Origin of the sequence: Saccharibacillus sp. CPCC 101409, from assembly GCF_030518235.1 — a bacterium.
GTDB lineage: Bacteria > Bacillota > Bacilli > Paenibacillales > Paenibacillaceae > Saccharibacillus.
In genome coordinates, this window is sequence record NZ_JAULSA010000002.1 from 80112 (window position 1) to 103710 (window position 23599).

Consider the following 23599-nt stretch of genomic DNA (forward strand, 5'->3'; position numbering starts at 1 on the left):
TAACGGCAAAAGCGAGCGTTTGAACAAAACAGAGCAGGTATAAATTTTCTACCCAGTCTAACACATGCCGTTACTTTTTTCTAGCTAAGGACGAAAATAGACCGTGAAATCCGGAAAATAAATATACAAAAAACGCGCACAGGCAAAGAGCCGAAAACGCTAAATCCAGCGTTTGACCGGCTCTTTATCCTGGCGCGCGAAAAAATCGCGTCTGCAGCATAAGACGGTGCTCATGTACGGAAAAGATTACTTTTGACCGCCTTTGCGTCCGATTTCGCGATAGAAGTCCTTGTCGTGGGAATTGGAAGTCGCTTCTCCGCCTTTGCGTCCGATCTCCTGATAGAATTCCCGGCTGTGCGATTTGGCCGTGGCTTTGCCGCCCTTGCGTCCGATATCCTGGTAGAATTCCCGGCTGTGCTTTTTGGCCGTGGCTTCTCCGCCCATGCGACCGGCTTCTTCGCGACTCATCTTCTTGTTGCCCGACTGACTGTTTGCCATCTCAATCACTCCTCAGTAGTTGTAAATGCCGCGTGCACCAACTATTTACCACCGCTATTTTAGAGTGAAACGCCGAGCAAGCATGAAAAAGCCCCCTTTTTGAATAGTTTTTATCCTAAAAACGCATTTCCATGCGAATAAAAGACGTTTTCCCTTTTTTTAGATGAAAGAAAGATAACGATTGCCGGATTTTTTTTGCAAAAACAGAAGCGGCGAAAAGGAATAAACAAATTACGTTTTGCAATTGACAGCCAAAAGTCGCCTGGCGCACAATGTAAGCGGGTACAGTCTCAAAACTTTTCCCGGGAAATACATTTCGATTCGTCAATTGTCCAAATGCCGGGAAAGCCGGCTGCGCGGGTCTATCCGGCGCTGACCGGCGGTCCGTCCGGTTCCGGATTCGAAGCGGGGCCGCTTTTTATTTGCGCCCGATACAGGGTCTTTTTTATAATGAGTAAGGAAATCAAGCATGGAGCAGAAGGAGGAGCCAGGAATGTTGACGGGAAGCAGACCGCCGATCCGGCCGTTCGAAAGCGGCGGCCGGGGCAGAAAAGGATACCGGAGGAAGGAGCGGCCCCGGCGCGGCAGACCGCGCGTGCTTACAATCTTGATCGTGCTGCTGATTGTCGCCGCAGCGGGCGCGGCCGTATACGTAGGCACGCCGTACGGGCCTTCCGCGCAGGCCAATGCCGCGCTGCGCGGCAGCGAGGCGGTGACGGTGTCGCAAAAAGAAGATTGGATCGAGTTCGAGCCGGCCGCTTCCGGCGAACAAACGCTCAAGCAGCCGGGCGTTATTTTCTATCCGGGAGCCCGGGTGAAGCCCGAAGCCTACGGTGTGCTTGCCAAAAAGCTGGCGCAGGCGGGACGCCATGTCGTCATCGTCAAGATGCCGTTCAACTTTGCCGTTCTCGGAACGGACAAAGCCGCGGACGTGCTGAAAGCTTATCCGGACGAACGATTCGTTATCGGGGGGCACTCGCTGGGCGGACCTTTCGCGGCGCGGTACGCGGCGGAGAATCCGGGCAGCGTGGACGGGATATTTTTTCTCGCTTCTTACGCGGAGTCCAAAGGCGACTTGAGCCAATCGAAGCTGCCGGCTTTGTCGATCACGGGCTCCAAAGACGAGATCCTGGATCGGGAAAGATATGAAAAAGGAAGGGCATATCTGCCTGCGGGCGCGGTATACGAAGTAATCGAAGGCGGCAGCCACGCGCAGTTCGGCAGCTACGGCGAGCAGTGGAGCGACGGCAAAGCGTCGATCTCCGCGGCCGAGCAGGCGGAGCGGACGGCGGCTTTGATCGTACAGTGGCTGGATGCGCTGCCTGCGGATACGCAGAGCGGCGGTGGGGAATAATAAGATGCCGTTTCTAAACGTCTCCGGCCGTTCGGTTCCCTGCCGGGCGATCGTATTCGACAAAGACGGCACGCTGCTGCATTTTCTGGAACTATGGGGCGGCTGGGCCGACGATATACTGGAGCGGACGGAGTCCCGGCTGCGCGAAGCCGGCGCGGTGTGGACAGGGGACCGCGAGCGGGTCATGGGCACGCTGCGGAAGCCGGACGGTACGCTTGCGGATTACGACCGCGCCGGGCCGCTGGCGCTGGCCGCGGCCGACGAGATGACGGGCGTGCTGGCGTGGCAGCTCTACAATGCCGGGATTCCCTGGCACGAGAGCGTGGATGCGGTGCGCGGCTTCGCGCGCCTGGCCGACGAGCGGCTGGAGCGCGAGCGCCCGGTCCGGCCGCTGCCGGGTCTTGGGCGGCTGCTTGACGAGGCGCGCGGCGCCGGGATCAAGCTGGCGGTGGCGACGTCCGACGGCACGAAGGCGGCGGAGAAGCATTTGCTCTGGGCCGGGCTGGACGGCCGGTTCGACTGCATCGCGGGACGCGATGCGGTGCCTGCGGGCAAGCCGGCGCCCGATCTCGTGCTCGAATGCTGCCGCCGGCTCGGCGTGGAGCCGGGGGATGCGATTATGATCGGAGACGGCGGCTCCGATATGGAGATGGCCAAGCGCGCGGGCGCGGCGCTTGCGATCGGCATCGCGCCGGACGGAGGACCGCGCGGGCATCTGGAGGGAGCCGATATCATTATCGGCGGGTACGGCGAACTGGCGGCAGGTCCCGTTTGAATCCGATCGGGACGAGTCGACCGGAAGTTCGATTTTGAAGCGAAGCGAGCCGGGATGCCGCCGGCGCGCCGGAACAAAAACGGAAAAGGAGGGACCGCCGATGAATAGAGACAGCGCGGACCAATTGGCGGACTGGATCGGACAGGCCGGCCGGATCGTATTTTTCGGGGGAGCCGGCACGTCGACCGAAAGCGGGATTCCCGATTTTCGTTCGGCGGGAGGATTGTATGACAGCGGATACGACGAGTTTCCGTATTCGCCCGAAGAAATGTTGAGCCGGGATTTTTTTTATCGGCATCCGGAAACGTTTTACCGCTTCTACCGCAGCCGAATGCTTTATCCGGACGCGCGGCCGAATCCGTTTCATCTGCTGCTGGCCGATCTGGAGCGCGAAGGCAAGCTGAATGCCGTAATTACGCAAAATATCGACGGGCTGCATCAAAAAGCGGGCAGCCGGCGCGTGCTGGAAGTACACGGTTCGGTGCTGAGCAACACCTGCACCGAATGCGGGGCGCGGTACGGGCTGGAAGCCGTGCTGGCCGGCGACGGCGTGCCTCTGTGCCCGGCATGCGGCGGAGCGCTCAAGCCGGATGTGGTGCTGTACGGCGAGATGCTGAACTCCGATGTGATGGAAGCGGCGGTGCGGGCGATCGAAGAAGCGGACCTGATGCTGGTCGGCGGCACGTCGCTGACCGTGCAGCCGGCGGCCAGCCTGGTCGGCATGTTCACGGGCGGCAGGCTCGCGCTGCTGAACCGCACGCCGACGCCTTACGACGGTCATGCCGATCTGCTCGTGACCGAGCCGATGGGAGCGGTCGCGCAGCGGGTCAGAACCGCGCTCGGGTACGTTTGAAGGGAGCGCCGACCGCCGCTGTAATCGTTTTCTTGCCAATTGGAAAACAGGACGATATGATGAAAGCAGGCTTGAGACGAAAGGATGATTAACGCGATGGGATACAAGGCGAGCGAAGAACGCTACGACGGAATGAAATACAACCGCTCCGGACGATCGGGACTGAAGCTGCCGGCGGTCTCGCTCGGACTCTGGCACAACTTCGGCGGAGTGGACGCATACGAGAACGGACGGGCGATTGTGCGCCGCGCGTTCGACCTGGGCATTACGCATTTCGACCTGGCCAATAACTATGGCCCGCCGCCCGGCACGGCCGAGGAGATGTTCGGACGCCTGCTGGCGGACGACCTGAAAACGTACCGCGACGAGCTGATCGTTTCGACGAAAGCCGGTTACTATATGTGGCCCGGACCGTACGGCGAATGGGGCTCGCGCAAATATCTCGTTTCGAGCCTCGACCAGAGCCTCAAACGGATGGGACTCGATTACGTCGATATTTTCTATCATCACCGTCCGGACCCGGACACGCCGATGGAAGAGACGATGCGCGCGCTCGATCATATCGTGCGTTCCGGCAAAGCGCTCTACATAGGCATCTCGAATTACTCGGCGGATCAGACCCGCGAAGCGGTGTCGATCCTCAAAGATCTCGGCACGCCGCTTACGATTCACCAGCCGAGCTATTCGATGATGAACCGCTGGATCGAGCACGGACTGCAGGATGTGCTGGACGAGCACGGCGTGGGCAGTATCGCGTTCAGTCCGCTGGCGCAGGGGCTGCTCACGAACAAATATCTGAACGGCGTTCCGGGCGACTCCCGCGCGGCGAGTGCTTCCCCGTTCCTGAACCAGGAGCAGATTACGCCGGAAGCGATGCGCAAAGTGCGCGCGCTCAACCAGATGGCGGGCGCCCGCGGCCAGAGTCTGGCGCAGTTCGCGCTGGCCTGGGTGCTGCGCGGCGAACGGCTGACTTCCGTGCTGATCGGCGCAAGCCGGGTCTCGCAGATCGAAGAGAACGTGGAAACGCTGAAGCAGCTTGAATTCTCGCAGGAAGAACTCGACCGGATCGAGAAGATCCTGAAGACCGAAAGCGAGCAGTAAGCCCGGTTCAAACCGCGGCTTGAGCGCAAGCGATCCGGCAGTTCCGAGGCGGCGCATGCAGCCGGCGCCTCGGTAATAGACAGCAAAAAAGTCCCGGAATTCGAGGCGTTTTTCGAATTCCGGGACTTTTTGGTTTGTCCGCTTTTTGCGGCCGGCCCAGTACTTTGTCACCCTTCAAACGGTGCGAATCTCAGCCAAGCGTAACGGTACATTCATCTGTGACAAATGTGACAAAGTACGAATGAGGTTTTAGAATAGAAACGGATCAGGCTTGCTTGTCGAGCTATGTTTTGCAAATGCCGCGTTCGTCAAAAAGGTTCGCATGGCGGGCGGAGGTTTTAGATAAAGAGGAGGCATTCGGCTCCCGGCTCCCGGTACGCCGTTTCATGCCGGACGGCAGTCCGTCAACGTCAACGTTCAGCGCAGCACCGATTCCCGATAGGCGGTCGGGGCCTGTCCGTGCAGCCGCTGGAACTGGCGCGAGAAGTACAGCGGGTCGGTCAGGCCGACCGAAGCGGCGATCTGCTGGACCGACAGATCGGGCCGTTCGCGCAGCAGCCCGCGCGCTTTGTCGATCCGCAGCCGCAGCAGGTAGGTCACGGGCGCGACGCCGGTTTCCTTTTTGAACATGCGCGACAGATAAGCCCGGTTGTAACCCAGACTGTGGCACATATCCTCGATCGAGACGGGATGGGCGTACTGGTCGGTCATATAGCGGATCATCTGCTTGACCGCCAGACTTCCGGCCGTATCGGCCGCCGGAACCGCCGATTCGCCGCGTACCACGTCTTCGGCGGCCGCCAGAATCAGGTGCAGATAGCCCAGGGACGCCAGATGCGCGCCGGCGCGGCGGGAACGGAATACTTCGAGAGTATCGTTCAGCAGGCTCGGAATATCCGATTCGCCGGACGGACGGAATACCGGATGCTGCGCGGTCAAGCCGGCGGTGCGCACCGCGTCTTCGGCCAGCGGGCCGGCAAAAGCGATCCAGCGGTAGCTCCACGGCGCGCCGCGATCCGATACATAGCTGACCAGCCGGCCCGGCCGGATCAGAAAAGCGTCGCCCGCTTCCAGTTCGTACGTCTGCCCTTCGTGCACGAACGCGCCGCGGCCTCGCTCGACGACGTGCAGCAGGAAATAATCGTAGATCTTCGGCCCGATCCGGTGCTCCGGCAGCGTTTGGCTTTCGCCCGCAAACAGCACGTACAGCATGCCTTTGTCGTCGTAAACGGGGTTTGGTGCAACGGAATAGGAAAAGCCCTCGGTTTCTTCCGGCATATGGGTTCCTCGCTTTCGTATAACCGGGCCTTTGCTTCGAGGTGAACCGCCCGGCTTTCTTTTTCCAGTATAATACGCCGCGTACCGGAAGTCACATAAGTCCATGCAATCCGCACATCGGTGTATTATCAGAGTTAGCGCTATCTTTTATAATGAACTCGGATGCAAAACAATTAAACCCATGAGGTGATCCCCAGATGGATGCACAGCAAATCAAACAAAAGTTTATACAGAAGTTCGGCGAATCCGGCAGCGAACCGCGCGTGTTTCATGCGCCCGGCCGCGTCAATCTCATCGGCGAGCATATCGATTATAACGGAGGGTACGTGCTGCCGGCGGCGCTGGAATTCGGCACGACGCTGATCGTACGCGAACGCGAAGACGGCGTGATCCGCTTCGCTTCGACCAATCTGCCGGAGGAAGCGGAGATCAAAGTCGACGAGATCGGGCTGCACAAAACGGGGGAGTGGACGGATTATCCGGTCGGCGTCATGGTCGAGCTGGCAAAGCGCGGTTATCCGGTGTCCCGCGGATACGAACTGCTGTACCACGGCGAAATTCCGAACGGGGCGGGATTGTCCTCGTCGGCTTCGATCGAAGTCGTCACGGGCTACGCGCTGCTGACGATGGGCGGCTTCGACCGCGACACCGTCGAGATCGCGCTGCTGTCGCAGGCCGCGGAGAACAACTTCGTCGGCGTCAACTGCGGCATCATGGACCAGTTCGCCGTCGCCAACGGCAAAAAGGATCATGCGATCCTGCTGATGTGCGACACGCTGGAGTACAAACACGTGCCTTTTCAAACGGGCAGCTGCAAACTGGTGATCGGCAATACGAACAAGCGCCGCGGGCTGGTGGATTCCAAGTACAACGAGCGCCGCGAGCAGTGCAATACCGCGCTGGAGCAGCTTCAAGGACGCAAGTCCGACCTTAAATACCTGGCCGAGCTGACGCCCGAGCAGTTCGAGCAGTACAAAGACGCGCTGACCGACGAAACGGTAGCCAACCGCGCCCGCCACGTCGTCGAAGAAAACGCCCGCGTGCTCTCTTCGGTCGAAGCGCTGTCGGCGAACGACCTGCGGGAGTTCGGGCGCCTGATGAACCTGTCCCACGACTCGCTGCGCGACCTGTACGAAGTGAGCTGCGAAGAACTTGACGTCATGGTCGAAGAAGCGCGCAAGATTCCGGGCACGCTGGGCGCGCGCATGACCGGGGCGGGCTTCGGCGGCTGCACGGTATCGCTGGTGCACGAAGACGACGTGGAGCGCTTTGTGCGCGAAGTGGGCGACCGCTACAAATCCCGCACCGGACTGCAGGGCGAATTCTACGTCTGCGGTGTCGGCGAAGGCGTGGAAGAGCTCGGCGGCAGCTGATTTTTGACGAAAAAACCTATCCGATTCCAAACCCAATTCCGAGGAGGACCTAACAATGGCGATTTTGGTTACCGGCGGCGCCGGCTATATCGGTTCACACACTGTGGCGGCTTTGCTTGAACGCGGCGACGAAGTGGTGGTGCTCGACAATCTGCAAACCGGACACCGCGAAGCTCTGCTGGGCGGCAAACTGTACGAAGGCGATCTGCGCGACAAGGAACTGCTGAAGAAGCTGTTTGCGGAAAATGAAATCGAAGGCGTGATCCACTTTGCGGCCAATTCCCTGGTGGGAGAAAGCATGCAGAACCCGGGCAAATATTACGACAACAACACCTACGGCACGCTGTGCCTGCTCGAAGCGATGAACGAAGCGGGCGTGCGCAGAATCGTGTTCTCCTCGACGGCGGCCACTTACGGCGAACCCGAGAAGACGCCGATCGAAGAAACCGACCGCACCGAGCCGACCAACGTATACGGCGAAACGAAGCTGATGATGGAACGCATGATCCGCTGGTACGACCGCGTGCTGAACGTCCGCTACGTCGCGCTGCGCTACTTCAACGCGGCCGGCGCGCACGACAGCGGAAAGATCGGCGAAGACCACCGTCCGGAAACGCACCTGATCCCGATCGTGCTGCAAACGGCGCTCGGACAGCGTCCGCATATCTCCGTCTTCGGCGACGATTATCCGACGGAAGACGGCACCTGCATCCGCGATTACCTGCATGTCAGCGATCTGGCCGACGCGCATCTACGATCGATCGACTACCTGAAGAACGGCGGCGAAAGCGACGTGTTCAACCTGGGCAGCGGCAGCGGCTTCTCGGTACGCGAGATCATCGAGACGGCGCGCCGGGTAACGGGCAAAGAAATCCCGGTCGTCACGCAGCCGCGCCGCGCCGGCGACCCGGCCGTGCTGATCGCTTCCTCGCAAAAAGCGCGCACCGTGCTGGGCTGGAACCCGTCGCGCGAAAATATCGACACGATCATCTCCAGCGCCTGGAACTGGCATCAGTCCCGTCCGGACGGCTATAACGATTAAAAAACGAGAACGATAACGGGGGCGGCTTCCATGAGCGAACAGTTGAAAAACGGAGTACAGCAAGGAACGGCGGGGGAAAAGCCGGGCGACGTGCAGCGCACGGAAACCGGTCGGCCGGAAAACGGCGAGGTATCGCGTGAACAGGCGCTGATTGCGACCGAACGCCTGACGGCTTTCGCGCTTGAAGCGGGACTGCTGGAAGCGTTCGACGCCGATTACGGCCGCAACCGGCTGCTGGAGCAGTTCGGCTTCGACGAGCCTTACGGGGGCGAAGACGCGCTGGCGGAGAGTCTGCCGGAAGGTCCGCAGCCCATGCTGGACGCGCTGATCGATTACGCGGCGCAAACCGGCATGATTCCGGAAAATACCGATACGCAGCGCGATCTGCTCGACGCCAAATTGATGGGGCTGCTGATTGCGCGCCCGTCGGAGATCGTCAGGGATTTCAATACGACGGCGGAGCTCGGCGGCATCGAAGCGGCGACCGACCGGTTCTACAAATGGTGTATCGATTCGAACTATATCCGCATGGACCGGGTGTCGAAAAATCTGTACTGGACGCACGACTCGGAGTACGGCCCGATCGAGATCACGATCAATCTGTCGAAGCCGGAAAAAACGCCGGAGGAGATCGCCCAGGCGCGCCTGCTGCCGCCTCCGGTTTATCCGAAATGCCAGCTCTGCCGCGAAAACGTCGGCTATGCCGGACGGATCAACCATCCGGCGCGGCAGAACCTGCGCGTGATTCCGATAGAGCTGAACGACGAACCGTGGCTGTTCCAGTATTCGCCGTATGTGTATTACAACGAACACTGCATCGTTCTGCACCGCGACCACGTGCCGATGAAGCTGACGAAAGATACGCTGCGCCGTCTGCTGCGGTTTACCGACCGTTTCCCGCATTATTTCCTCGGCTCGAACGCGGATCTGCCGATCGTGGGCGGCTCTATTCTGACGCACGATCACTTTCAGGGCGGCAAGCATACGTTTGCGATCGAACGCGCCGTCACCGAAGCCGTATTCGCGCATAACGAATACCCGTCGGTGCGCCTCGAAGTCGTGCGCTGGCCGATGTCGGTGATCCGGCTTTCGGGCTCCGATCAGGGCGAGCTGCTCGAAGCGGCGAATACCGTATACGAAACGTGGAAAACGTACAGCGACGAAAGCGCCGGCGTACGCGCGTCCAGCGACAAAGACGGCGAAAGCGTCCGGCACAATACGGTCACGCCGATCGTCCGCCGCCGCGAAGGCGGCACGTACGAATTGGATCTCGTCCTGCGCAACAACCGGACAAGCGAAGAACATCCGGAAGGCATTTTCCACCCGCACCGGGAAATGCACCATCTCAAAAAAGAAAATATCGGCCTGATCGAAGTGATGGGCCTGGCGATCCTGCCGGGACGTCTCAAAGACGAACTGGAGCTGATCGGACGCGTGCTGAGCGGCGATTCGCGGCTGCTGTCCGAAGCGGAAAGCGACGTCTCGCATCCGCTCGCCCAGCATCTGCCGTGGGTGCGGGAGCTGATCGGGACCGGCGGTTCCGACCTGACGGACGAAGCCGCGCTCGATCTGGTGCGCCGCGAAGTCGGCGCCAAATTCACCGAGATCCTGGAACACGCCGGCGTCTACAAGACCGACGCCGCAGGCCGCGAAGCGTTCTTCCGCTTTGTTTCCAGCCTCGGCTGGAACCGGACGGATGCTCAGTAAACCATGGAAGCCGGCGATATAACCTCTTCATAGGGGGAAAAGAAATAAAGAGGGGAGAGCGGCGCATCGCATAGGCGCCGCTTTTCAACGTGTCGAGAAAGTCTAGTACCTTGTCAACACTAAAGGTAGGAATACGCTCCCCTGAGATTCGTACCTGAAGCGTGTACGAAGTCTCCGACGGAATCGCACCTAAAGCGTGTGCGTTTCAGGAAAACGTAAACCTGTGATTAAGAGTTGAAAGGGCACTAGCTAACGTAACTAGAAGCGAGACGGCGTAGAGAGAAATTCAGTGGAAGAGCGATAGCGGTCGCCTTTGAAATTGAGAAAATTCCGTTAAAATTCAATTCCATTTCTCGCTTTCAACACGCGACTGGAAGGAATTTCTCTCGGAGTCGGCTCGCTTCCCCGCCTGCGTGACTTTCTCGACAACCTGAAACGGTGCAGCATGCGCCGCCAGAGTGTCGAGAAACGATTGGATGTCAACCTAAATAGGTAGATTCGATTGGAATGAAAGATTCGGGAAAGGGCTGGAGAACTAAAGCGATTGGCAAGGCGAATCTAAAATAGATGCGTATATACACTTATTTCGTGCTTTTCCGCTTCGATTCGGCTTTTGGCTCCCAAATAGCTGCACCTGCGTCGCTATTTGAAGAAATCGAAGAGTTTCGCCCCAAATAAGTGTACCTGTGCCGCTATTTTCCGTTTGGTACCCTATCCGGCTTTCTCGACGCCCTGACGGCGCAGCATGCGCCGCTCTTTTTTTGTTTTTGCCCAACCGCAGGTATATAATAATGACGTACTTATGAAAAGGAAGGGGCTTTAATTCATCCATGAGATCTTTTACATTCCATAATCCGACCCGCCTTATCTTCGGCAAAGGCCAGCTCGAGCAGCTCAAGACCCTGGTGCCGAAATACGGCAGCAGCGTGCTGCTCGTCTACGGAGGCGGCAGTATCAAGCGTTCGGGTTTGTACGATAAAACGACAGCCCTTTTAAACGAAATTGGCGCGCAAATCGTCGAACTGTCCGGCGTGGAGCCGAATCCGCGCCTGTCTACGGTGCACAAAGGCGTGGATCTGTGCACATCGGAGAAGATCGACCTGATCCTGGCCGTGGGCGGCGGCAGCGTGATCGACTGCGCCAAAGCGATCGCGGTCGGCGCGAAATACGACGGCGATATGTGGGACTTTGCGGAACGCAAAGCCGCGGCGCAGGACGCGCTGCCGCTCGGCGTCGTGCTGACGATGGCCGCGACCGGTTCCGAGATGAACGGCGGCTCGGTCATCACGAACGAAGAAACGCAGGAGAAGCTGGGCTGGGGCAGTCCGTATGCGTTCCCGACTTTTTCGATTCTCGATCCGGAGCATACGTATTCGCTGCCCAAAGACCAGACCGTTTACGGCATGGTCGATATGATGTCGCACGTGCTCGAAACGTACTTCCATCTCGACAGCAATACGCCGGTGCAGGACGGCTTCTGCGAATCCGTACTGCGCGCGGTGATCGACGCCGGTCCTGAGCTGATCGAAGACCTGGAGAACTACGAGCTGCGCGAAACGGTCATGTACAGCGGCACGATGGCGCTGAACAACGTGCTCAGCATGGGGCTCGCCGGCGACTGGGCGACGCACAATATCGAGCACGCCGTGTCGGCCGTGTACGATATTCCGCACGGCGGCGGCCTGGCGATCCTGTTCCCGAACTGGATGAAGCACAGCTTGAACACCGATCCGGAACGCTTCAAGAAGCTCGCAGTCAATGTGTTCGGCGTCGATCCGGCGGGCAAATCGGCCGAGGAAGCGGGCCTGGAAGGCATCGAAGCGCTGCGGAATTTCTGGAACTCGATCGGCGCGCCGAGTACGCTCGCCGATTACGAGATCGACGGCAGCCGCATCGAAGAAATGGCCGACAAAGCGATGAAATTCGGTCCGTTCGGCAACTTCAACAAGCTCCAGCGCGACGATGTCGTAGCGATTTATAAAGCTTCGCTGTAAAAAAGGCCTTTTATCATATGCAAAAAAGTTTAAGGAATAACCTGTAAAATGCAATAGCGATCTCATAGTTTCCTTGCTACAATTGGCGTACGCCATTGTGGCTGGATACAGCGAGATCGCTTATTTGCATTTGGAGAAACATCGCAACATAACCGTGGTGGAAAAAGGGAGAAGGTGACAGAGGGGAATATTGGAAGGGTCTCTAAATAAACATAAAAAGCCGTGGAACGCGAGTATTGCTTGGGAACCCAAGAGGATACAAAGCTTTCTCGGGCTTTTTTTAATTCATTTTCCGAAACCATAGGATAAGCTCTGCCGTATTGCATGAAAAGAAATCCGGGAGGGAATCAAATGAAGATCAAGAAGTTTATTCCGTTTACCGTCCTGCTCATACTTATTCTTGCGGGTACCGCTTGTTCCAAACCGGCTCCGCAGGAAGGCACGCTGGAATATGCGGAAAGCGAAGTCGGCAAAACATTTTCCGGGTTGAAGCTGCCCGAGCTGGATGGCGCCGAGATCAGCATGGTCGTGCTTCAGCACTGGCAGCATCCCGACGAGGAAGCGGACCCGAAAGATCCCAACAATACGGATACGGTCATTATCGGCTACGTCGAGCAGCGGGGAGAAAAAGCGGCGCAGATCGACGACGAGGATCTCCACGAAGAAGCAAGGCTGCTGTACGGCGTATACAAAGGCGACACCGTAGCGGCGCTTGCGATCGGCAAACTGCCGGTGGAAACCGGCGGAGCCGAAGAATCGGAAGAAGAAGTGGACGGCGTCGCCATGCAGGTGTACGAAGCGGGAGAAGGTCTTATCGCCGTCGCCCGTCCCAAAGACCTGACTTATACGCTTCAGGGTGTGCCAAGCGAGTCCCGCAGCCGCGAACAGCTGCTCAAGCTGCTGGCCGAAGCCGTAAATGAACAATAAGAATTCAGGGATTAACAGGAAAATCAAGAAAAAATGAAACCGAATCGCCAACCATCCGTATGTAACAATATACTCAATCTTGTTATGGGATTTGCGGCTGCGGCAACGAAAAAGAAAAGCCGCCGATCGACATCGGAGTGAGGATCATCCAAGGGGGGGAGGAAAGCGGCTATGGAAGCGCTATATTTGGGCTGTTTGGCGGGAGGTGTGATGTTTACGCTCATCAGCGTCCTGTTCGGGGACTGGATCGGCGAAGCGTTCGGCGGAATGTTCGAAGCCCTGTCGTTCGAGTTCCTGCAGCCGACCGTGCTGGCGGGCATGGTTACCGTATTCGGCGGGGCGGGCATCATGATCGAAAGGTATACGAGTCTTACGCCGGGGCTCGGCGTTTCCGCAGCCGTTCTCTGCGCCGCGGCATCGGGCCTGCTGCTCTACTTCGGTTACGTCAAGCCGATCAAGGGCAGCGAGAACTCGGTGGGCTACTCGATGCAGGAGCTGACCGGCCGGATCGGCGAAGTGACCGTGCCGGTGCCGGAGAAAGGCTACGGCGAGGTGCTGGTGAAGATGGGCGGTTCCGGCAATACGCTGCACACGGCGTTCAGCTTCGACGGCGACTGGATTCCCGCCGGCGTCAGAGTGGTCGTGGTCGAAGTGAAAGAAGGAACGCTTGGCGTAAGCGAGCTTGAAAAATTGGAAAAGGGGTTGGGTTAATATGTTCGATCAGATTCCGGATTACCTGCTTATTCCGGGTATCGTAGTGGCTGTGCTGCTCGTACTGGGGCTTGCTTTCTGGGCGCGCTACAAGACGGTCAGCACCGACGAAGCGATGGTGGTGACGGGTTCGTTTCTCGGCAGCAAGAATATCGCCGACGACGACGCCGGACGCAAGATCAAGATCGTAAGGGGCGGCGGCGCATTTATTCTGCCGGTATTCCAGAAAGCCGAATACCTGTCGCTGCTCTCGCACAAGCTGGATGTAACGACGCCCGAAGTGTACACCGAACAGGGCGTGCCGGTACTGGCCGACGGGGTCGCGATTATCAAGATCGGCAGCTCGACCGAAGACGTGGCGACGGCCGCCGAGCAGTTCATGGGCAAACCGATCGAAGCGCTCAAGTCCGAAGCACAGGAAGTGCTCGAAGGCCATCTGCGGTCCATCCTCGGATCGATGACCGTCGAAGAGATGTACCGCAACCGCGACCGGTTCGCGCAGGAAGTGCAAAGCGTCGCGGCGCGCGATCTCAAGAAGATGGGTCTGCAAATTGTCTCGTTCACGATCAAAGACGTGCGCGACAAGCACGGCTACCTGGAATCGCTCGGCAAGCCGAGAATCGCGGCCGTCAAGCGGGACGCGGAGATTGCGGAAGCCGAAGCGATCCGGGACGCCCGGATCCAGAAAGCCCGCGCCGAAGAAGAAGGGCAGAAGGCCGAACTGATCCGCGATACGAATATCGCCGAAGGACAGAAAGAGAAAGAACTTAAAATCGCCGCGTTCAAACGCGATCAGGATACGGCCAAAGCCGACGCCGACCAGGCGTACCTGATCCAGGAGGCGCGCGCCAAGCAGATCGCGGTCGAAGAACAAATGCGGGTCGAACTGGTTCGCAAAGAGCGCGAAATCGACCTGCAGGAGAAAGAAATCCAGGTCCGCCAGAAACAGTACGACGCGGAAGTGAAGAAGAAAGCCGACGCGGACCGCTACTCGGTCGAACAGGCGGCGGAAGCCGACAAAGCGCGCCGGATGCGCGAAGCCGATGCTTTGCAGTACTCGATCGAAACGCAGGCCAAAGCGTCCGCCGAACAGAAGCGGCTCGACGGTCAGGCCGTCGCCGACGCCGAACGCGCCAAAGGTACGGCCGAAGCGGAAGTTATCCGTCTGCGCGGCCTGGCCGAAGCGGAAGCGAAAGAAAAGCTGGCCGAAGCGTTCAAAAGCTACGGCGAAGCGGCGATCCTCGATATTATCGTCAATATGCTGCCGGAGCTGGCCGGCAAGATCGCCGAACCGATCGCGTCCGTCGACAAGATTACGGTCGTCGATACGGGCCGGGGCGAAGGCGGCGGCGCATCCCGCGTCAGCGGCTATGTGACCGAGCTGATGGCCACGGCTCCGGAAATGCTCAAAAGCGTCTCGGGGCTCGACCTTGAGCAGATGATCCAGAACCTGACCGGAGGCGGCAAACGGCCGAGCGAAGCCGAGGTCGAAGCGAAGCTGTCGGCCGAGAAAGCCGGCAAAGCGGAGGCGCTGGCCCGCTTGAACCGTCCTTCGTCCGAAGCGGAAGTCTAAAGCGCGACAATCCCGCTTGCAGCTTTTTCGAATAACTATGCACGCGAAGACCGTCAACCCGCATTCCTCAAGGAAAAATGCGGGTTGACGGTCCTTTTTTGCATGGGATAGAATTAGGGGATTGCGCGGGCGGAAACGCGTTGCAGCGGCTTCCGCGCGCCGACGAACTGCCGAAAAGGACGGGAATGTATTGATGCCAAATAAAAAAATGACCAAAATGATCACGGATATTCTGTTTATCGCGGCGGGAGCCTTTATTTTCGCGCTGGCGGTCAATCTGTTCGTGATTCCGAACGACTTCGGCGAAGGCGGAGTCACGGGCGTGACGATCATTTTATACTATCTGTTTCACTGGTCGCCGAGTATCGTCAACCTGATTATCAATTCTTTTTTGCTGATTGTCGGGTATCGCTTTTTGGATAAAAAGACGATTATTTATACAGTACTGGCCGTGGCGTTCAACTCGCTGTTCCTGCATCTTACCCAGGGCTGGAGTCTGCATTCCGACGAGAAAACGGTGAACGCGCTGTTTGCCGGGGTATTCGCGGGCGTGGGGATCGGCATGATCGTGCGGGTCGGCGGAACGACGGCGGGAACGGTTATTCTGGCCCGGCTGGCGAACAAATACCTGGATTGGAGCATCAGCTACGGGCTGCTGTTTTTCGATTTGATCGTCGCTTTCTCGTCGCTTTTTATTATCGGGCCGGAGAACTTGATGTTCACGATCGTGCTGCTGTATGTCGGAACCAAGGTGATGGACTTTATCATTGAAGGATTGAATCCGAAAAAGGCGGTCATGATTATCTCCAAACACCAGCACGCGATCGCCGAGCAGGTCAACCGGGTGATGGATCGCGGCGTTACGGTGCTGTCGGGGCACGGATTTTATACGAAAGAAGCGAAAGAAGTGCTGTATATCGTTATCAGCAAGCAGGAAGTGTCGCAGCTCAAAAAAATCGTCAAAGAAGCGGATAAAGACGCTTTCGTCACGATTCACGACGTGCGCGACGTGTTTGGCGAAGGCTTTGTCGACATCTCCAAATAAACGGCGTTCGCAGGCGGTCCGCAAGGGCGCCGGAGTTGAATATTAAGCGTTTTTTTGATAATCTATTCGGCAGAATGCACTGTGAACATAGAGGAGCGAAAGCAAGCGGATGCAGGTGTCCAAAGTATTGAACAACAACGTCATTATCGCGGACGACCCGCATTACGGCGAAGTGGTCGTCATCGGCAAAGGGATCGGATTCGGGCGGAAGGAAAGCGATTCGATCGAGTCCGAAGCGGCCGAGAAAATGTTTATTTTGCGCAGCCGGCGCGAGCAGGAGCAGTACAAGCAGCTGCTGCCGCAGGTGGACGAAGGTCTGATCGAAGTCATGGACGAGGCGATCCAGAATATACGCAGCGTCAGCGGCGTGCCGCTCAACGAGCATATCCACGTCGCGCTGACCGACCATATCGGGTTTGCTTTGAAGCGGATCGAGAAAGGAATTACGTTCCAGAACCCTTTTCTGTACGAAACCAAAGAGATTTATCCCGAAGAATACAAGCTGGCCGAGTATGTAGTGGACCTGATCGAGCAGCGCTTCGGGACTTCGCTGGGACCGGACGAAGTAGGCTTTGTCGCCCTGCATATTCACAGCGCCATGACCAACCGTCCGATCGGCGAAGTCAAGGAGCATTCGCAGCTGATCGCGGACCTGGTCGATCTGATCGAGCAGTCGCTGGGTGGCGGGCTGAACCGGACCAGTCTCGATTATTCGCGGCTGCTGACGCATCTGCGCTTCGCGATCGAGCGGATTCGCCGGGGCGAGGAAGTGCGTTCGACCGACCGGCTCGCGGAACTGCTGGGGCGGGAATATCCCGAGCTGTATTCGCTGGCCTGGAAGCTGACCAAAGTGATGGAAAGAAGGCTCGGACTGCCGGTGTACAAAGCCGAAGTCAGCTATTTGACCGTTCATTTGCAGCGTTTGGCGGAGCGGGAAGGGCTGTAAACTTTATTCGTGAAAGGGCTTGCCAAGCTGCTTGGGCAGTGCTATAATGACCGACGTAAGCCAACTTAAAACGATCCAGTAGCGATGTGTCACTGATACGATCAGGCATGAATCGATACGGAGAATAAAAAGCATACTCAAGCGGGACCTGGCTGTATACCCGGGTGGTCCTGTCATTGAGAGTATTCCTTTTATTTTTCGTACGTTCATGCCTTTTTTGCGTTCTCGTTTCAGGACTTTCGTTGACGCTTTCCGCGCCGGATCGGGCTCTATGGACAATCGAATAACCGTATTAACGACAAACGGAATAACAACATAGTGAGGAGAAGCATCATGTTCAAACAACTATTCGGACTCCTGCAGCGTGTCGGCAAAGCGGTTATGCTTCCGGTCGCCATCCTGCCGGCCGCGGGTCTTCTGCTCGCGATCGGCACGCTGCTGGTCAGTCCCGACTTTCTGGAACTGGCGCCGGCGCTCGATGTGCAGTGGGTGCAAGCGGTAGCGACGGTGCTGATGAAAGCGGGCGATATCGTCTTCGCCAATCTGCCGCTGCTGTTCGCGGTCGGCGTAGCCGTCGGTTTATCCGACGGGGAAGGCGTAGCGGGCCTCGCGGCAATCGTCGGTTTCCTGATTATGAACGTCACGCTCGGCGTGGTAATCGGCGTAACGCCGGCGCTGACGAGCGAATCCGGTCTGGGTTACGCGAGCGTGCTCGGGATTCCGACGCTCTCCACCGGGGTATTCGGCGGCATCATTATCGGGATACTGGCCGCGGTCATGTACAAAAAGTTTTTCCGGATCGAGCTGCCGTCTTACCTGGGCTTCTTCGCCGGCAAACGCTTCGTTCCCATCATGACGGCCGCGACTTCGATCCTGGTCGGTCTGCTGCTCGTTGTGGTATGGCCGCCGATCCAGCACGGATTGAACGCGCTGTCGAATACGATGACCAACGGAAATCCGACACTGTCGGCGTTTATCTTCGGCTGCATCGAGCGCGCGCTGATTCCGTTCGGCCTGCATCATATCTTCTACTCGCCGTTCTGGTACGAATTCGGGGAATACGTCAATAAAGCCGGCGAAGTGTTCCACGGCGACCAGCGGATCTTTATGGCGCAGATGAGAGACGGCGCAGACTTTACGTCGGGCATGTTCATGGTCGGCAAATTCCCGTTCATGATGTTCGGCCTTCCGGCCGCGGCGCTGGCGATCTATCACGAAGCCCGTCCGGAGCACAAAAAGTACGTAGCCGGCATTATGGGTTCGGCGGCGCTGACCTCGTTCCTGACCGGGATTACCGAGCCGCTGGAATTCTCGTTCCTGTTCGTCGCTCCCGTACTGTTCGGGATTCACGTCGTGTTCGCCGGTTTGTCGTTTATGACGATGCAGCTGTTGGACGTGCATATCGGCATGACCTTCTCCGGCGGCCTGATCGACTTCCTGCTGTTCGGGGTGCTGCAAAACCGGACGCCGTGGTGGTATGTCATTATCGTCGGCCTGGTGCTTGCGGTCATCTACTACTTCGGTTTCCGTTTTGCAATCCGCAAGTTCAACCTCAAGACGCCGGGACGCGAAGATCCGACCGACGAGGCGGTATCGAGCGCAGGCAAAGGAACGGCCGGCGAACTGCCGCAGAATATCCTGCTGGCGCTCGGCGGACGCGAGAATATCTCCAATCTCGACGCCTGCATCACCCGCCTGCGCGTTCAGGTCAACCATGTCGGCAATGTCGACAAAGACCGTTTGAAGAATCTCGGCGCGGCGGGCGTGCTCGAAGTCGGCAACAATATCCAGGCCATCTTCGGCACTCGCTCCGATACGATCAAGTCGCAGATCCAGGATATTATCGCGGGACGCACGCCGGTGGAGACTCCGGCCGCGGCCGTCGAACTGCCGGAAGCCAATGAATCGGCTCGCGGCGACGAGGAAGCCGTGGACGTGCTCAATGAAGAAATCATCGTGTCTCCGGCCAACGGCGAGCTGCAGGACATCTCGAACGTGCCGGACCCGGTATTCGCGCAGCGGATGACGGGCGACGGTTTCGCGGTGCTGCCGTCGGACGGCAATATCGTCTCGCCGGTCAACGGCACCGTGTTCAACGTGTTCCCGAGCAAGCACGCGATCGGCATCATGTCGGAAGCGGGCAAAGAAATTCTGGTCCATATCGGCGTAAACACCGTTAAACTCAAAGGGCAGGGGTTTAATGTATTGGTAGCGGAAGGCGATGCCGTTATGGCCGGGCAGCCGATTCTGGAAGTCGATCTGGCTTATGTGCGGGAGCATGCTCCTTCGATCATGACGCCGGTGATCTTCTCCAACCTGCCGGAAGGCGCGAAAGTCACCCTGCTCAAGACGGGAACCGTCAAAGCGGGCGAAGAGAAGATCGTTTCGATCAAATAAAGCCTGGCGTACAAAAAGGTGACAAACATTCAATAAGCAGGCAAGCGTGCAAATTGCAAGGCATTGAGCTATAATAAGTATGGTTACTTTAAAAAGAACACATTGGAGGAACTTAAATCATGGAAAAAACATTTCGCATCGTAGACGAAGACGGTATCCACGCACGCCCGGCAACGGCGCTGGTTAATACGGCTAACAAATTCAAATCGACCGAATCGTTCGCGGAAGCCAACGGCAAACGCGTCACGCTGAAATCGATCCTGGGCGTTCTGTCGCTCGGTCTTGAAAAAGGATCGACGCTGACGCTGATCACGCAGGGCGAAGAAGAAGGCGCGGCTCTCCAGGCTCTGGAAGACGTTATGGTCGGAGAAGGTCTGGGCGAAGTCAATGCTTAATATTTCCGGAATCGCGGCTTCGGCCGGCATCGCCATTGCCAAAGCTTTTCGCCTGGAGCATCCGGATTATACCGTAACGAAGCAGACTGTCAAAAATGCGCAGGCCGAAGTGGCCAAACTCGACGACGCTCTGGCGAAATCGCAGGTCGAACTCGAACGCATCAAGGAAAATACGCTGCAGGAACTCGGCGCGCAGAAAGCCGAGATCTTCGAATCGCATCTGCTGATTCTGAACGATCCCGAGCTGATCAGCCCGGTCAAAGACATGATCGTCAACGATCAGGTCAATGCCGACTATGCGCTGAACGAAACTTCCAAGCAGTTCGTCTCCATGTTCGAGAACATGAAGAGCACTTACCTTCAGGAGCGCGCGGCGGACATGCGCGACGTGACCAAGCGCATCCTGAACCACCTGCTCGGTTTGAACGTGCAGAACCCGTCGGAGATCAGCGAAGAAGTCATCGTCATCGCCGAAGACCTTACGCCTTCCGATACGGCCCAGCTCAACCGCAAATACGTTAAAGGTTTCACCACCAATATCGGCGGCCGTACATCGCACTCCGCGATCATGGCCCGTTCGCTCGAGATTCCGGCGATCGTCGGCACGAAGACCGTAACGCAGCAGATCCAACCGGGCGACCTTGTGATCGTGGACGGCCTCGAAGGACACGTCATCGTGAATCCAAGCGACGAAGTCGTTGCGGAATATCGCGACAAGCAGGTCAAGTACGACGAGCAGCGCGCCGAATGGCGCAAGCTGCGCGAAGAGCCGACCGTGTCCACGGACGGCGTTCACGTCGAACTGGCCGCGAATATCGGCACGCCGAACGATGTAGCCGGCGTGCTCGACAACGGCGGCGAAGGCGTGGGCCTGTACCGGACCGAGTTCCTGTACATGGGCCGCGACAAACTTCCGTCCGAGGAAGTGCAGTATAACGCTTATAAGACCGTGCTCGAAAAAATGGAAGGCAAACCGGTCGTTGTCCGCACGCTCGATATCGGCGGCGACAAAGAACTGCCTTACCTCGATCTGCCGAAAGAAATGAACCCGTTCCTGGGCTTCCGCGCCGTGCGCCTGTGCCTGGATCGTCAGGACATTTTCCGGACGCAGCTCAGAGCGCTGCTCAGAGCGAGCGTGCACGGCGATCTGCGCATCATGTTCCCGATGATCGCGACCCTGGTCGAGTTCCGTCAGGCCAAAGCGCTGCTTGAAGAAGAGCGCGAGAACCTGAAGAACGAAGGCATCGCCGTCGCCGATCATATCCAGCTCGGTATCATGGTCGAAATTCCTTCGACCGCCGTTCTGGCCGATCAGTTTGCGAAGGAAGTCGATTTCTTCAGCATCGGCACCAACGACCTGATCCAGTACACGATGGCCGCGGACCGTATGAACGAACGCGTCTCGTACCTGTACCAGCCTTACAACCCTTCGATTCTTCGCCTGGTGGACATGGTCATCAAAGCGGCGCACAAAGAAGGCAAGTGGGCCGGCATGTGCGGCGAAATGGCCGGCGATTCCGTCGCGATTCCGCTGCTGCTGGGTCTGGGACTCGACGAATTCAGCATGAGCGCCACTTCCATCCTGCCGGCGCGCAGCCAGATCTCCAAACTGTCCCGCGCGGACATGCAGGAGTTGGCCGCAAAAGCGCTGGAATGTTCGACGGCCGAAGAAGTCGTCGCGCTGGTCGAAGCCATTCAGGCGTAAGCCTGGATTTCGATATTCACGCATATCCGTTTTTTGATCGCTCTGCTGCGATCGGCCGGTTCCTTCGGGAACCGGTTTTTTTGCGTGCGGATATCCGCCGGTTTACGACCTGCGGAGTGTGAGGAAACTTATGGATTTACCCCGCAATAAAGGATAGAGTGGACGGGTGTGTACAGAGGTTACGCAAGGAAACGTACATAAGCCGAAGCCGGAGGGGATTCGAATTGAAGAAAAAAATAGGATGGAGCGCAGCCGCCGCGCTGCTGCTCCTGCTGACGATCTGGACGGGATATGCAGCTTTTCGCATGAACGAAAAACCGGTGGAGTATACATTCGATATTCATACCGAGGATCTCGATCTGCGCGGCGTGGCGCTGGTGAAAATGGGCGGCAGCCTGTACGTTTCGCCCAATTCGTATTTGTTCTCCGACAGCAGCGGCGAACATCGTTTCTCCGAAGCCGCAGCGCGCCTGAGCATAGACGGCCAAAACGTACTCGATACATCTTCGTCCGATCCTTTCCTGCACAGCCTTGGCGGCGGCCGAACGTTCCAGTCCGACAGCCACGCGATCTCGGGCGGAGTCATCCACGAGAATCTGCGCATAAGCGATCGTTCAAAAGTAAAAGTCGAAATCACCTACACCATGGACGGCCGGTCCCAATCCTACAGCCGGGAATTCCGTTTATCCGATTACCGAACCCCTTTCACCGGCGCCGCTACCCGAATCGTGACGCTCGATATGGTAGAATCCGAAGGATAAACGCGATCTGCAATTCGCAAGCCGGAAGCGGGAAGCCTCAATCCGCAGGCCATAAGTTATAGGCGTCGATAGACAGCACTTGCTCCTTTCCCGCTTCCCCACCAAATAAAAAGAACCGGCATTTAGCCGGTTCAATAGGTCGATAAAAGATTGAGTGAAAGCGAAGCGAAGAGGCGGAGGGAGAAATTCAGTGGAGGAATGGAATGTTCGCCTTTGAAATCGGGAAGATTCCACCTATAATCTGATCAGTTCTTCCCGATTTCAACACGCGACCTAAAGACTTTTGGAGAAAGTCACCTCGGAAGCCTACGCTAACGAATTTCTCCCGCAGCCCTTCACCTGCTTTTACGAATAGGAATTTATCGACCGAACCGGCGTTTCAGCCGGTTCTTTTTATTCCCCTTTTACCATAGGCTCTGAATATTCACGCCCGCCGGCTCCTGCTGCGGATCCTTCGCATTGATATGGTCGTAGAACATCACGCCGTTCAAGTGGTCCAGCTCGTGCTGCATCACGATCGCCGGATAGCCTTTGAGCTTGAGCAGAACCTCTTTGCCTTCCGTGTCGTAGGCTTTGAGCTTGATCTTCTCGTAGCGCGGCACGATGCCTTCGACCTCGCGGTCGACCGACAAGCAGCCTTCGCCGTCCGGCAGATACGTCATCGCCGTGGAATGGCTGACAATCTTCGGATTGATCAGCTTGTATTCGTACAGCGTCGGATTTTCTTCTTCCATCACATCCGTGAAGAATACGGCGAACATGCGGCGGTCGAGTCCGACCTGGTTGGCCGAGATGCCAACGCCCGGACGCAGCCCGTATTTTTCGGACAGTTCTTCGTCCTGGCTTTCTTTGAGATAGCGCATCATGGCGTCGATGGAATTGCGATCTTCGTCCGAAAGCGGGAACTTCACTTCCTGCACTTTGCGGCGCAGGATCGGATCGCCTTCGCGGATAATATCGTTCATCGTGATCCGGTGACCTTTATCGGTTAATGACATAATTTCGGGATACCTCGTCTTCCTGAATGGTTTATGGAAAAAAGGATCGGCGGATGCCTTCAACTCAAGCGCCCGCGGCCCTTCTTCTATTATGAAGCGCGCCGGCGCAAAAGAAAAGCCGCTTCCCGCAAAAAACGGGAAACGGCCGGCTTGCAAACAGCGAACG

At 57.6% G+C, this 23599-nt stretch carries 20 protein-coding genes; 17 read left to right on the plus strand and 3 right to left on the minus strand.

The window, feature by feature from the left end:
• Nucleotides 1-246: 246 nt before the first annotated feature.
• Nucleotides 247-498: a KGG domain-containing protein gene (locus tag QWJ34_RS04640; RefSeq protein ID WP_255940446.1), complete on the minus strand. Its 252-nt coding sequence runs from the start codon at nt 496-498 to the stop codon at nt 247-249.
• Nucleotides 499-991: 493 nt separating this feature from the next.
• Between QWJ34_RS04640 and QWJ34_RS04645 the strand changes: the two genes are divergently transcribed.
• The 4 genes from QWJ34_RS04645 to mgrA all read left to right on the plus strand — a co-directional run bounded on the left by QWJ34_RS04645 (nt 992) and on the right by mgrA (nt 4581).
• Nucleotides 992-1852, plus strand: a complete 861-nt coding sequence (locus QWJ34_RS04645) for an alpha/beta fold hydrolase (protein WP_302725908.1) — start codon at nt 992-994, stop codon at nt 1850-1852.
• Between the two features lie 4 nt (nt 1853-1856).
• A complete protein-coding gene (locus QWJ34_RS04650) occupies nt 1857-2627 on the plus strand; it encodes an HAD family hydrolase (RefSeq protein WP_302725909.1) in 771 nt (256 codons plus the stop codon).
• A gap of 100 nt (nt 2628-2727) precedes the next feature.
• Nucleotides 2728-3480, plus strand: coding sequence for an NAD-dependent protein deacylase (locus tag QWJ34_RS04655; protein ID WP_302725910.1), 753 nt, complete (start codon nt 2728-2730; stop codon nt 3478-3480).
• A gap of 96 nt (nt 3481-3576) precedes the next feature.
• Nucleotides 3577-4581: an L-glyceraldehyde 3-phosphate reductase gene (gene mgrA / locus QWJ34_RS04660; protein ID WP_302725911.1), complete on the plus strand. Its 1005-nt coding sequence runs from the start codon at nt 3577-3579 to the stop codon at nt 4579-4581.
• Nucleotides 4582-4998: 417 nt separating this feature from the next.
• Here the strand turns inward: mgrA and QWJ34_RS04665 are convergent, their stop codons facing one another.
• Nucleotides 4999-5859: an AraC family transcriptional regulator gene (locus QWJ34_RS04665; protein WP_302725912.1), complete on the minus strand. Its 861-nt coding sequence runs from the start codon at nt 5857-5859 to the stop codon at nt 4999-5001.
• A 197-nt stretch (nt 5860-6056) separates the two neighbouring features.
• Between QWJ34_RS04665 and QWJ34_RS04670 the strand changes: the two genes are divergently transcribed.
• The 13 genes from QWJ34_RS04670 (at nt 6057) to QWJ34_RS04730 (ending at nt 22435) form a co-directional block, all read left to right on the plus strand.
• Complete coding sequence (locus QWJ34_RS04670) at nt 6057-7232, plus strand: galactokinase (RefSeq protein WP_302725913.1); 1176 nt, start codon at nt 6057-6059, stop codon at nt 7230-7232.
• Between the two features lie 55 nt (nt 7233-7287).
• On the plus strand, nt 7288-8274 hold the full coding sequence (gene galE, locus QWJ34_RS04675) for a UDP-glucose 4-epimerase GalE (protein WP_302725914.1): 987 nt from the start codon (nt 7288-7290) through the stop codon (nt 8272-8274).
• A gap of 30 nt (nt 8275-8304) precedes the next feature.
• Entirely contained in the window at nt 8305-9981 is a 1677-nt protein-coding gene (locus tag QWJ34_RS04680; protein ID WP_302725915.1) for a UDP-glucose--hexose-1-phosphate uridylyltransferase, read from the plus strand.
• Between the two features lie 830 nt (nt 9982-10811).
• The gene (locus QWJ34_RS04685; protein WP_302725916.1) at nt 10812-11975 is read left to right on the plus strand and encodes an iron-containing alcohol dehydrogenase; all 1164 of its coding nucleotides are present in this window, start codon (nt 10812-10814) and stop codon (nt 11973-11975) included.
• A gap of 351 nt (nt 11976-12326) precedes the next feature.
• Nucleotides 12327-12902, plus strand: a complete 576-nt coding sequence (locus QWJ34_RS04690; RefSeq protein ID WP_302725917.1) for a hypothetical protein — start codon at nt 12327-12329, stop codon at nt 12900-12902.
• A 171-nt stretch (nt 12903-13073) separates the two neighbouring features.
• Complete coding sequence (locus QWJ34_RS04695) at nt 13074-13613, plus strand: NfeD family membrane protein (protein WP_302725918.1); 540 nt, start codon at nt 13074-13076, stop codon at nt 13611-13613.
• A 1-nt stretch (nt 13614) separates the two neighbouring features.
• Complete coding sequence (locus QWJ34_RS04700) at nt 13615-15186, plus strand: flotillin lipid rafts scaffold protein FloT (protein WP_302725919.1); 1572 nt, start codon at nt 13615-13617, stop codon at nt 15184-15186.
• A 208-nt stretch (nt 15187-15394) separates the two neighbouring features.
• Nucleotides 15395-16231 carry a YitT family protein gene (locus QWJ34_RS04705; RefSeq protein WP_302726684.1) on the plus strand — a complete coding sequence of 279 codons (837 nt, stop codon included), beginning with the start codon at nt 15395-15397 and terminating at the stop codon, nt 16229-16231.
• Between the two features lie 109 nt (nt 16232-16340).
• Nucleotides 16341-17177 (plus strand): glucose PTS transporter transcription antiterminator GlcT, encoded by an 837-nt coding sequence (gene glcT / locus QWJ34_RS04710; RefSeq protein WP_302725920.1) that lies wholly within the window; start codon nt 16341-16343, stop codon nt 17175-17177.
• A gap of 333 nt (nt 17178-17510) precedes the next feature.
• Nucleotides 17511-19574 carry a glucose-specific PTS transporter subunit IIBC gene (ptsG, locus tag QWJ34_RS04715; RefSeq protein WP_302725921.1) on the plus strand — a complete coding sequence of 688 codons (2064 nt, stop codon included), beginning with the start codon at nt 17511-17513 and terminating at the stop codon, nt 19572-19574.
• Between the two features lie 119 nt (nt 19575-19693).
• Nucleotides 19694-19969, plus strand: coding sequence for an HPr family phosphocarrier protein (locus QWJ34_RS04720; RefSeq protein ID WP_302725922.1), 276 nt, complete (start codon nt 19694-19696; stop codon nt 19967-19969).
• Nucleotides 19962-21674: a phosphoenolpyruvate--protein phosphotransferase gene (ptsP, locus tag QWJ34_RS04725; RefSeq protein ID WP_302725923.1), complete on the plus strand. Its 1713-nt coding sequence runs from the start codon at nt 19962-19964 to the stop codon at nt 21672-21674. Before QWJ34_RS04720 ends, ptsP begins: the two co-directional genes overlap by 8 nt.
• Before the next feature lie 224 nt (nt 21675-21898).
• On the plus strand, nt 21899-22435 hold the full coding sequence (locus QWJ34_RS04730; protein ID WP_302725924.1) for a hypothetical protein: 537 nt from the start codon (nt 21899-21901) through the stop codon (nt 22433-22435).
• Nucleotides 22436-22839: 404 nt separating this feature from the next.
• Here the strand turns inward: QWJ34_RS04730 and def are convergent, their stop codons facing one another.
• A complete protein-coding gene (def, locus tag QWJ34_RS04735) occupies nt 22840-23433 on the minus strand; it encodes a peptide deformylase (protein WP_302725925.1) in 594 nt (197 codons plus the stop codon).
• Between the last annotated feature and the right edge of the window lie 166 nt (nt 23434-23599).

What these genes read in the sequence shown, in the direction of transcription:
- QWJ34_RS04640 (WP_255940446.1), bottom strand. Translation starts at nt 498, where the DNA reads ATGGCAAACAGTCAGTCGGGCAACAAGAAGATGAGTCGCGAAGAAGCC.
- QWJ34_RS04645 (WP_302725908.1), top strand. Translation starts at nt 992, where the DNA reads ATGTTGACGGGAAGCAGACCGCCGATCCGGCCGTTCGAAAGCGGCGGC.
- QWJ34_RS04650 (WP_302725909.1), top strand. Translation starts at nt 1,857, where the DNA reads ATGCCGTTTCTAAACGTCTCCGGCCGTTCGGTTCCCTGCCGGGCGATC.
- QWJ34_RS04655 (WP_302725910.1), top strand. Translation starts at nt 2,728, where the DNA reads ATGAATAGAGACAGCGCGGACCAATTGGCGGACTGGATCGGACAGGCC.
- mgrA (WP_302725911.1), top strand. Translation starts at nt 3,577, where the DNA reads ATGGGATACAAGGCGAGCGAAGAACGCTACGACGGAATGAAATACAAC.
- QWJ34_RS04665 (WP_302725912.1), bottom strand. Translation starts at nt 5,859, where the DNA reads ATGCCGGAAGAAACCGAGGGCTTTTCCTATTCCGTTGCACCAAACCCC.
- QWJ34_RS04670 (WP_302725913.1), top strand. Translation starts at nt 6,057, where the DNA reads ATGGATGCACAGCAAATCAAACAAAAGTTTATACAGAAGTTCGGCGAA.
- galE (WP_302725914.1), top strand. Translation starts at nt 7,288, where the DNA reads ATGGCGATTTTGGTTACCGGCGGCGCCGGCTATATCGGTTCACACACT.
- QWJ34_RS04680 (WP_302725915.1), top strand. Translation starts at nt 8,305, where the DNA reads ATGAGCGAACAGTTGAAAAACGGAGTACAGCAAGGAACGGCGGGGGAA.
- QWJ34_RS04685 (WP_302725916.1), top strand. Translation starts at nt 10,812, where the DNA reads ATGAGATCTTTTACATTCCATAATCCGACCCGCCTTATCTTCGGCAAA.
- QWJ34_RS04690 (WP_302725917.1), top strand. Translation starts at nt 12,327, where the DNA reads ATGAAGATCAAGAAGTTTATTCCGTTTACCGTCCTGCTCATACTTATT.
- QWJ34_RS04695 (WP_302725918.1), top strand. Translation starts at nt 13,074, where the DNA reads ATGGAAGCGCTATATTTGGGCTGTTTGGCGGGAGGTGTGATGTTTACG.
- QWJ34_RS04700 (WP_302725919.1), top strand. Translation starts at nt 13,615, where the DNA reads ATGTTCGATCAGATTCCGGATTACCTGCTTATTCCGGGTATCGTAGTG.
- QWJ34_RS04705 (WP_302726684.1), top strand. Translation starts at nt 15,395, where the DNA reads ATGACCAAAATGATCACGGATATTCTGTTTATCGCGGCGGGAGCCTTT.
- glcT (WP_302725920.1), top strand. Translation starts at nt 16,341, where the DNA reads ATGCAGGTGTCCAAAGTATTGAACAACAACGTCATTATCGCGGACGAC.
- ptsG (WP_302725921.1), top strand. Translation starts at nt 17,511, where the DNA reads ATGTTCAAACAACTATTCGGACTCCTGCAGCGTGTCGGCAAAGCGGTT.
- QWJ34_RS04720 (WP_302725922.1), top strand. Translation starts at nt 19,694, where the DNA reads ATGGAAAAAACATTTCGCATCGTAGACGAAGACGGTATCCACGCACGC.
- ptsP (WP_302725923.1), top strand. Translation starts at nt 19,962, where the DNA reads ATGCTTAATATTTCCGGAATCGCGGCTTCGGCCGGCATCGCCATTGCC.
- def (WP_302725925.1), bottom strand. Translation starts at nt 23,433, where the DNA reads ATGTCATTAACCGATAAAGGTCACCGGATCACGATGAACGATATTATC.